The sequence below is a fragment of the Domibacillus aminovorans genome, from assembly GCF_001643235.1.
In the GTDB taxonomy this organism is placed as follows: Bacteria; Bacillota; Bacilli; order Bacillales; family Domibacillaceae; genus Domibacillus; species Domibacillus aminovorans.
In genome coordinates this window covers 1-8,450 of sequence record NZ_LQWY01000062.1, presented here as the reverse complement: position 1 = coordinate 8,450, position 8,450 = coordinate 1, and the positions used below count along the sequence as shown (strand labels likewise).

Here is an 8,450-nt window from a genome sequence, read left to right as displayed (position 1 = left end):
AGAAAAGGGATTCCGTCATTTACACAAAATTCTTGACGCTCCCGTCATGAGTTATGTCTTTTATTTATATTTTGATTTTATAGCATTAAAGGATGTATTAGATTCGAATTTTAAGTTTACCCTTGTATGCATTCATTCAGCTGGGTTCATTTTATCCCTCGTTTTTTTATCTTTTCAGAGGTTGATCAGAAATAGAAAACGATCAATAAACCCTAAATTGTTGTCCGCAATAGCGCATTTTTATATTTTTGGTTATGTTTTTTTAGGTGCACTAGCATCAATTAATAGCCAACGACTGACTGGAAATATTGATGCTTATGTGATTATTCTTATCACGGTGGCTGTGTTGTTTCCAGTAAATATAAAATACTTGTTTTTTATACTTTTAATAAATCATAGTTTTTTTCTTATAGGTCTTTCCATCTTGGAAAAATCGAAGTATTCCTTACTATTAAAACAAGTAAATTCTACGGCAGCAGTAGTTTTCGCTGTACTGATTGCTACAACATTCTTCTTTTATAGAAAAAAAGACTTTTACAATAATAAAAAGCTAAAGGAAAATGAAAGGAATTTCAGGAAAATATTCGAGGTAAATCCCTATCCTATGCTCCTTACAAGTGCTAGGGATGGTAAAGCTATTTTAATTAATGAAAAAGCTAAGTTTTTCTTCAATTCGATTACAGATTCACTTGAAAAGTTTGGAGCAAGTTATTTATATAAGGACCTAAGTGAACGGGATACCCTAGCCAAGGAACTTGGAGATTCTGGCTGTGTTAAAAACTATACACTTAATTTAAAAGATTCTAAAGGATCAAATCTATGGGTATTACTAAATTGTGAACTAGTTGTTTATAAAAATGAAAATTGTATATTAACTGGAATTACAGATATTACTCATCTGAAAAAAATGGAAAATGAGTTGTTAAAACATGCTTCTACGGACACTCTTACAGGGATATTCAATAGAAGGTATGGTATGGAATTACTTCAACATGAACTGGAAAAAGCACAAAAGCAAAATTTGAAGTTAACTGTCTGTTTTATTGATGTCAACAAACTAAAATATGTTAATGATGTATACGGGCATTTCGAGGGTGATTGTTTAATTCAATTGACTTGTCTAGCCATTAATAAAGCTATTGAAAATGATGATATTCTATTTCGTTATGGTGGAGATGAGTTTGTCCTTGCTTTCTTAAACAAAGATATTTCCAATATCAATAACATATGGAACAATGTAATGAAGGAAATAAATAAAACGAATCAAACAATAGATAAACCCTATTTTATTTCTGTTAGCCGCGGTATGTTCCATTATAAGAGTGGAATGAATATCACTCTTGAAGAAATAATAAAATTTGCTGATATGGAAATGTATAAAGACAAAAATAAAATAGTGACTAAATAAGAAAAAGTTCACTTTGTTTTACCACATTTCCCAGGATGCTTTTTTCTTTGCTCGAAATAAACAAAGCGACTAGCGCAAGGGGTTGATCGAATGTGAGACTTACACCAAAACAGCAGAAGTTTGCTGATTACTATTCAGTTCCGATTGAGGTACTGGAAAACGCCATTCAACATAATTTCACCAGCTTAACGCTGAATGAGCGGCTGCAAGCACAGCGGAATGAGGTCATTTTGAAGCTGCGTCAAGTGGTGACAAGCGGGCTATATGAAGGCCAGACGTACCGTACGATGGCTAGATCTATTCAAGATCATATGGAAATGAGCGCAACGAAGGCAATACGGATTGTTCGTACAGAAAGCAAACGGAGGTATTATTTTGTAGTCGATTATTACGAAGAAAAAAGAAAAAAACGAACATCTTATGTGTTCGTTTAGGGTATTATTTTTCAGTTGCTATAATCCCCATTGCAATAGAAATTCTATTCCAACTGTTAATTTGATTAATTATTAGAACAAGGTCAACATACTGTTTCTCGTCATAGTGTTCACGCACTCGTTGATAAAGCTCAACTGGAACACGTTTTGTTGGGATTAATGTCACGTACTCTGTCAACTCAAGAGCTACTTTTTCTGCTTCTGTATAGAATTCACACTCTTTCCATGCGCTGACACAGTATAGTCGCTGTTCCGTTTCACCCATTTTTCTAGCATCAGTTGTATGCATGTTAATACAATATGCACAACCATTTATTTGAGAAGCCCTAATTTTTATAAGTTCACGAAGTTTACGGTCTATACCTGTAGTTTTCGTATACTTCTCCATTTCCATCATTATTTTAAGTGCTTCTGGTGCTACATTGTAATAATCAATTCGTTGTTCCAATTTAATTACCTCCTTAAAAAAGTTTATTCAATAAATAATTGAATTGTAGATAGTACTTTAATGTTCACCTGGAGTCATCGCAAATACTTCATGCCCGTTTTGTATTAATTTAGGAAGAAGTGAACGACCAATTACTCAAAACGCCCCTGTAACAATAATTTTCATGCCTTTTCCTTTCCTTTAATATAGTATTTTTTCTTTAGCTGCTAATCTTGAAGCAGCTTCTTCAGCTTCTTTATATGCTTTTTGTAATACTTCATTTGGTTCTAGTAAAGCAGTTCCTTGTGCCCGAATGATTTGATAATCTTCAATACCAAGGAAATTGAACATTGATTTCAGGTATTTGTTAGAGTAATCAACTTCTGTATACCAATCATTATTGGTGTAGATTGATCCACTTGCTTGTATAATAAGCATTCTTCGTCCATCTTTAAGTAGACCCACAGACCCATTTTCAGTATATTTAAAAGTTTCACGTGCGATCATGATATTGTCCATGTAATCTTTTAGCTTTGAAGGAATATTAAAATTATGCAAAGGTAAAACGATGACATACGTATTTGCACTTTTAAATTGTTGTAAGATCTCGGACATACGCTCCGTTACTTTTTGTTCTTGGCTAGTTAGCTCCTGTTCTTTTCGTTGTTTTTCCCATGCACTTAAAACCGTTTTATCTATCATAGGCACTACATCACTGTACAAGTTAATCTGTTCAATTACTTCGATATCAGGAATTAATTCTTTATAAGCTTTCAAAAAGTGGTTAAAAACCTGCAAGCTAACTGAAGAAGTATCATCTATTTTTGGATGTGCGTTAATGATAAGTATTTTGTTCATTTTTATTTCCCCTTTAAAATGAATTTTAGGTTGAAATTAGAGACTAAGTTAATCGCCGATTAATATTGTCTATAATATGTGTTATAATTATTTTTGTCAAATGAATATGATTTACCCAAAAGAGATTTCTTTTATTTGACTAACACTCTAAATACTCCTAAGATACAATTTGATAACCCTTAAAATTAAAAGCAGGTGAGTTTATATGCAGTATAGTGTCGGAGTTGAATATGCTTTACATTGTCTGGTTTATTTAATTGATGTTCCTTCCAAGGAAAGTGTTGGGATAAAGGATTTGGCAGAATTCCAAGGACTTTCTGAGACATTTCTTTCAAAAGTTTTCGGTAAATTATCTAAGGCTGGCATTGTAAGTTCTGTCTCTGGTGTAAAGGGAGGATATAGGTTATCTAAGTCCCCAGAAGATATTTCCTTTTGGGATGTAATTGAAGCAGTTGAAGGTCCTAAGCCTATTTTTCAATGTAAAAATATTAAAGATAATGGTTATTTGTATAGAGAAAATTGCTGTTCAGCTCCCTCCTCTTGCACCATCAATTTAGTTATGCTCTCTGCGGAAGAAAAAATGCGTGATTACTTGCGTAGTAAATCACTGTCATGGTTAAATGAAGAGCTTGATCGTGTCTTACCTAAACAAATACGTGAAGATACTCAGAAATATTTTTCGAAGAGCAACATATAAAACAAACCTCTCGTGAAATTCCTTAATTAAGAGGAATTTAGAGAGGTTTTTTTCTTAATTCAAGGAAACGTATCATTCAACTAGCTACAACCAATCCTCAACTAACCTGCCCCGTTAGTCTAAGTATAATTCTTCACAATTTCTTCTAAACTTCTGTGAAAGAGCTACAAGCTTTATTGCGATCAGCAGGCTATAACGTTACAGCAGACGGTATTTTCGGAGCGGTAACTAAAAAGACAGTTAAGTTATATTAAAAAGCCAATGCTCTCGTCGCAGACGGAAGTGCCGAGAAATTGACGTTGGTAAAACTAAAATCCGGAGAATCAAAAAAGAAAGAAGAGAAAAGGGAATTTATAAAGTTTAGGTAAAGAAAAAGACCGGCCGTAACCGAGCTGTTTAATATAATTGCGAGCATGCCCCGGTTCCAGCCGGGGCTTTTATTATAGCAATCCCTAAACATAACTAGTTGAAATCTAAACGTCTGTTTATGCAGGAATATATTCAGACATATTCTATTGCTATTAGATTAACTATACCTGTCACTTTAGGAGGTGATTTGCGCTTATTTTAAGTGCTATTTTGCACATCCAACTTTAAAATCCAGCTACCTTCACATTAAAAGATTAGCTGGGTTTCTTCATTTTATAGATTGATTAAATTTTCTCAACAGATCTCCAAATCTTTCGCAATCCTCATCCGACCATCCGTTCAGCAATTTTGTTAACCTATCCAATCGTCCTTGTTTATATTCAACTAGCATCTTTGTTCCTAAATCAGTAATTTGGTAGAAGTAGGCCCTTCCATCCATTGGGTCTGGAACTTTGTCCACATATCCTTTTTGCTCAAGAGCTGCAGCTTGTCTGCTTACAGTGGAAATATCCAATTGGAATTCATCTGCCAAAGCTCTTACCCCAGAAGAACCTTGAAGGTATAGTTGATGTAACAAAAGATAGGCAGACCGATCTAGAGTAGCATTTCTTTTATCAGCTGTAATAGATGTGAGACGGCGAATCAAGACCGCCAATTCAAGTTCTATGGTTTCCAGTGGATTTTCATTCATTTCTTTTAACACCTCACAATTGCCTTCTATAATGGTTTGGAACAATTAGATCTATGTGTATGATGTTGATCTTGTTTGCTATCGTCTTGGTCGCAATGGGCATCTGGACGTCGACCCAATGGGTAGTTATCGCTGCTGTAATTTTCGCTGGTGCATTATTGGGGAATAACAATACGTTAATTACGACAGCTGTTATGAATGCAGCACCTGTCGAACGGTCAACCGCCTCTGCTGCTTACAGCTTCTTGCGTTTCATAGGAGGAGCTATTGCACCGTTTATGGCAGGGAAACTGGCGGAGATTTACAACCCAAGTGTACCTTTCATTGTGGGTGCATTGTTTGTATTTATTTCGGTGCTGTTTATTTGGTTCAATTATAAGCATGTAAAGCATGTTGATTCTGTTGAAACAGCTCATTGATTTTATTTAGAGGATATAAAAATGAAGATTACTATGGAGATGAGTAAAGGTGCTTATGAAATAGCAAAAAAAGTATATTTAGGACAAATGACAAGAGGTGATGGAAAAATTGAAATTAACAGGGTTACAGATATGAATGAAGGTTCTGTACAGGCTTTTATTACCATATTTCTGGCTATGATGAATGGAGAAGTATATAAAAGAGCATTTAATAATGATACAAATAAATTTTTGCTTGAAAGTATTAGGCAAGATTTTGGTGAGGATTTTTATAAAAATGCTTTAAATGCAGTACAGAAACATATAGATTATTACTCTACTTTAGGAAAAGGGAATTTATCAGGTTTACAAAAAATTGTAAATCAAATGAGTTATTAGTCTTATTCAAGTAAAGGATGCGTTAGTTGAATAAGAATAAAGAAAAAAAGACCAATTTTTTTGGTCTTTTTTATTTGGCTAAAAATTAACAGAGCCTGTTTATTAAACGTACTTATTTAAGCTATGCCATAAACTAATGTTTGAAAAGCAGAGATCCATATAGATGTAAAGAAAATCTTCTCTTCCTAATAAAAAAGAATGTTAGGTGATTTACGGGCAGACAAAGACATCGATATGTCTAGCATCTATTCCAAATGCTCCTGACCCTGGAGGCCAAGTAAAACCTGCAACTGATGTGGCACCAACAAAAACCGGCCAAAACCAAATCTGGGTTCCATTAGTAAGCCATATAGAAGTCCATCGGAAAAGGCAAAGTGCCATGCTTGGTGCATCAATTGCGAAACCTCTTACAGGTTTTTTTGGTACTACAGATGGAGGAGGTGTTGAGGGTCTTTGCCCTTGACCGGGTTGACTAGGTTGACTAGGCCATAGACCAGGTCCGATAATAGGCCCTTGCCCAGGAAAAGGTGTTGGAAATCGTAGTTGGGTTGGTAGTGTTGTTGGATTAGGACTACGATAGTAATAATGTGGAACAAAAGGATATATATAACAATACACATAAAGACCCCTTTTCAAAAAAAATTTCTAACCAGTAATCTCAAAGTGTGAACACTGGATGAACGAAACCATTAATGTTCATATTAGTATCCATACCATCATATTCCGCTTATTTTATAGTGACTGTACAAAAACCATGAGAAAGGGGAAAACCGATCTTTGCTGCTAATAATCATGTACGGGTGAAATATCATTAGTCGGAATAATTCGAGAGGTATATTAGTTGAAGAAGATATGCAAAAAAGACGGATTTTGTTTCGGTCTTTTTTATTTGGTTAAAAATTAACAATGAAATTTAAAAGAGCCTTTTTAGTAAACAAACTTATTGAAGTTATGTCAAAAACCCATATTTGGCTGTTTCGCTTATTTACATATGGTACAAGGACAGGTGCAGGCATACCCGATTAACAATGAGAAATTTCCTGATTCCATTGAAACGATGGTAACAGATGGATACTTGCGAGAGGATGAAACGAAACGCCCTGGTGGTGGGGATATTACCATTGATGCGGAAGGCGAAGTTTTGGTAAGTGAAACATAAAGAAGGCGGCTTTACACTGTTGGAAATGATGCTTGTTTTTATGTCAATATAAGGACAGTCGTTTCTTATAATAGATTGAGAAGGGAGCTGCTGAAATGAACGGCTTGTTACTTATGTCATTGCAAGAGAAGATGCCAATGGAACTGATGGACATGTCTGACGATAGTAAGATCAAGAAACGCCGAATCATCGTAACGGCAATTTGAAGATTGCCGGATTCGATCTTTTTAGATACGTGCGCATACACGTCAGCGGTTATGGCGATGCTTCCATGGCCGAGACGCTCTTGAACATATTTCATACCTAGGCAACCAAGACATCCTTTGAACAGATTGCTCATTTTGAAAAATCCCCCTTTTTAACAACATGTCATCCATATCATGAAAATAGTAACATCATATAGGTAAAATAAAAACACGCAACAGCGTGCTAATAATATATGACTAGTCATTAGTCATTCTATCTATCTCCTATAAATAAAGAGTGTATGCTACACTTTTCCTTCGACAAATAATGACGAATGGAAGGATAAATAAAAATAGAAATATTTTCCTTTATCCATAATTACACCATGGCACGTTGTATCAGCCAACGTTCCAAGCGTTCTTCAGCAAAATCACATTCAACATCGAATGTTTAATAAGAATAATGGGGGGAGTACTAGGACAAAATGTATGAAAACAGAAAGAAAGGTAATTTAATACCATGCTTTCAATCTTCAAGAAAAATAAAAACAGAGGGAATCAAGAGCAGCCAAAAGAAAAGGATGCATTTATAAAACAGCCTACTTGGAAATTGAGTACATGGCCGTTGGACAGTTGTCCACTTAAAGAAGACGCTGAGTTCCGTTCAAGAGAGTGGGCGAAAAAATGAAATCACCTGCAACGATTTCGCCTGTTCAGCTGTTTTTCGTTCTGTTGCAAACCCAGATAGGCATTGGCCTTTTATCGCTTCCTTACACGGTTCAAGAGGAAGCAGGAAAAGATGGATGGATTGCCGTTTTGCTCGCTGGTCTTTTCGTACAAGGAGGCATTGCGGTGATCTGGCTGCTTTCGTCGCGTTTTCCAGGGCTCACCTTGTATGATTTTGCCCCGCTCCTTGTCGGGAGAATCATCGGTACTGTATTGACGATGATGTATACGCTTTTCTTTTTTGCCATCACCTGCTACGAGCTGTCTATGTTTCTTGCCATATCATCAAACTGGGCTTTTCCACGAACACCGCATGTCGTCTTTGCCGTATTGAGTGTCGCGGTGTCGGTTTACCTACTAAGAGAAAACGTGAGAGTGATGGCACGGTTTCATGTCCTGGCTTCTTTTTTACTCGTGTCTGTTTTATTTGTGTTCCTTCCTCTCATTCCACACTTCGATATACAATACTTGTTGCCAGTCGCCTCAAACGGAGTGGAGGCCATCATGAAAGGCAGCGGAAAAATAGTGACTACGTTTGTAGGATTCGAACTTTTACTTTATTTGTACCCTTTTACGGAAGGATCAAAAACGGCTAAATGGAAAGCAGCAGCCGGGGCAAGTGCGGTAGCCACAATCGTGTATGCGTTCCTCGCGATTGTCGCCTCTGCTGTATTCGTTCCAAAGGAAATGAAACTCACT

At 35.9% G+C, this 8,450-nt stretch carries 11 protein-coding genes and 2 pseudogenes; 9 read left to right on the top strand and 4 right to left on the bottom strand.

Annotation, left to right across the window (positions count from 1 at the left end; genetic code table 11):
- Both AWH49_RS15675 and AWH49_RS15670 read left to right on the top strand, forming a co-directional pair.
- Nucleotides 1-1,408 (top strand): GGDEF domain-containing protein (locus tag AWH49_RS15675; protein ID WP_082862901.1); only part of this gene is annotated, 1,408 nt, incomplete at its 5' end.
- Nucleotides 1,409-1,500: 92 nt separating this feature from the next.
- Entirely contained in the window at nt 1,501-1,842 is a 342-nt protein-coding gene (locus tag AWH49_RS15670) for a structural protein (RefSeq protein ID WP_063966495.1), read from the top strand.
- Between the two features lie 4 nt (nt 1,843-1,846).
- Here AWH49_RS15670 and AWH49_RS15665 read toward each other — a convergent pair whose 3' ends face one another.
- Both AWH49_RS15665 and AWH49_RS15660 read right to left on the bottom strand, forming a co-directional pair.
- Nucleotides 1,847-2,290 (bottom strand): carboxymuconolactone decarboxylase family protein, encoded by a 444-nt coding sequence (locus AWH49_RS15665; RefSeq protein ID WP_063966494.1) that lies wholly within the window; start codon nt 2,288-2,290, stop codon nt 1,847-1,849.
- 180 nt (nt 2,291-2,470) lie between these two features.
- Nucleotides 2,471-3,127: an FMN-dependent NADH-azoreductase gene (locus tag AWH49_RS15660; protein ID WP_063966493.1), complete on the bottom strand. Its 657-nt coding sequence runs from the start codon at nt 3,125-3,127 to the stop codon at nt 2,471-2,473.
- A gap of 205 nt (nt 3,128-3,332) precedes the next feature.
- Between AWH49_RS15660 and AWH49_RS15655 the strand changes: the two genes are divergently transcribed.
- Nucleotides 3,333-3,824 (top strand): RrF2 family transcriptional regulator, encoded by a 492-nt coding sequence (locus tag AWH49_RS15655; protein WP_063966492.1) that lies wholly within the window; start codon nt 3,333-3,335, stop codon nt 3,822-3,824.
- 155 nt (nt 3,825-3,979) lie between these two features.
- The gene (locus tag AWH49_RS21385; RefSeq protein WP_082862900.1) at nt 3,980-4,078 is read left to right on the top strand and encodes a peptidoglycan-binding domain-containing protein; all 99 of its coding nucleotides are present in this window, start codon (nt 3,980-3,982) and stop codon (nt 4,076-4,078) included.
- 383 nt (nt 4,079-4,461) lie between these two features.
- Here AWH49_RS21385 and AWH49_RS15650 read toward each other — a convergent pair whose 3' ends face one another.
- On the bottom strand, nt 4,462-4,884 hold the full coding sequence (locus tag AWH49_RS15650; RefSeq protein ID WP_018392512.1) for a MarR family winged helix-turn-helix transcriptional regulator: 423 nt from the start codon (nt 4,882-4,884) through the stop codon (nt 4,462-4,464).
- Between the two features lie 35 nt (nt 4,885-4,919).
- On the opposite strand from AWH49_RS15650, the pseudogene AWH49_RS15645 reads away from it, so the two are divergent.
- The 4 genes and pseudogenes from AWH49_RS15645 to AWH49_RS21380 form a co-directional block, all read left to right on the top strand.
- A pseudogene (locus AWH49_RS15645) lies at nt 4,920-5,303 on the top strand (MFS transporter); the annotation flags it as partial.
- A gap of 21 nt (nt 5,304-5,324) precedes the next feature.
- A complete protein-coding gene (locus AWH49_RS15640) occupies nt 5,325-5,681 on the top strand; it encodes a hypothetical protein (RefSeq protein ID WP_063966490.1) in 357 nt (118 codons plus the stop codon).
- 991 nt (nt 5,682-6,672) lie between these two features.
- A complete protein-coding gene (locus AWH49_RS15630; protein WP_211268407.1) occupies nt 6,673-6,840 on the top strand; it encodes a competence type IV pilus major pilin ComGC in 168 nt (55 codons plus the stop codon).
- Nucleotides 6,830-6,892, top strand: coding sequence for a prepilin-type N-terminal cleavage/methylation domain-containing protein (locus tag AWH49_RS21380; RefSeq protein ID WP_157723758.1), 63 nt, complete (start codon nt 6,830-6,832; stop codon nt 6,890-6,892). Before AWH49_RS15630 ends, AWH49_RS21380 begins: the two co-directional genes overlap by 11 nt.
- Before the next feature lie 153 nt (nt 6,893-7,045).
- On the opposite strand, the pseudogene AWH49_RS19570 reads toward AWH49_RS21380, so the two are convergent.
- Nucleotides 7,046-7,141: pseudogene (locus AWH49_RS19570) on the bottom strand (site-specific integrase); the annotation flags it as partial.
- Nucleotides 7,142-7,709: 568 nt separating this feature from the next.
- Between AWH49_RS19570 and AWH49_RS15620 the strand changes: the two are divergent.
- Nucleotides 7,710-8,450: GerAB/ArcD/ProY family transporter (locus tag AWH49_RS15620; RefSeq protein ID WP_063966487.1), on the top strand; the 741-nt coding region annotated here is incomplete at its 3' end.

Excerpts from the sequence above, each read along its gene's own strand:
- AWH49_RS15660 (WP_063966493.1), bottom strand. The coding sequence starts at position 3,127 with ATGAACAAAATACTTATCATTAACGCACATCCAAAAATAGATGATACT.
- AWH49_RS15630 (WP_211268407.1), top strand. The coding sequence starts at position 6,673 with ATGGTACAAGGACAGGTGCAGGCATACCCGATTAACAATGAGAAATTT.
- AWH49_RS15650 (WP_018392512.1), bottom strand. The coding sequence starts at position 4,884 with ATGAATGAAAATCCACTGGAAACCATAGAACTTGAATTGGCGGTCTTG.
- AWH49_RS15655 (WP_063966492.1), top strand. The coding sequence starts at position 3,333 with ATGCAGTATAGTGTCGGAGTTGAATATGCTTTACATTGTCTGGTTTAT.
- AWH49_RS15640 (WP_063966490.1), top strand. The coding sequence starts at position 5,325 with ATGAAGATTACTATGGAGATGAGTAAAGGTGCTTATGAAATAGCAAAA.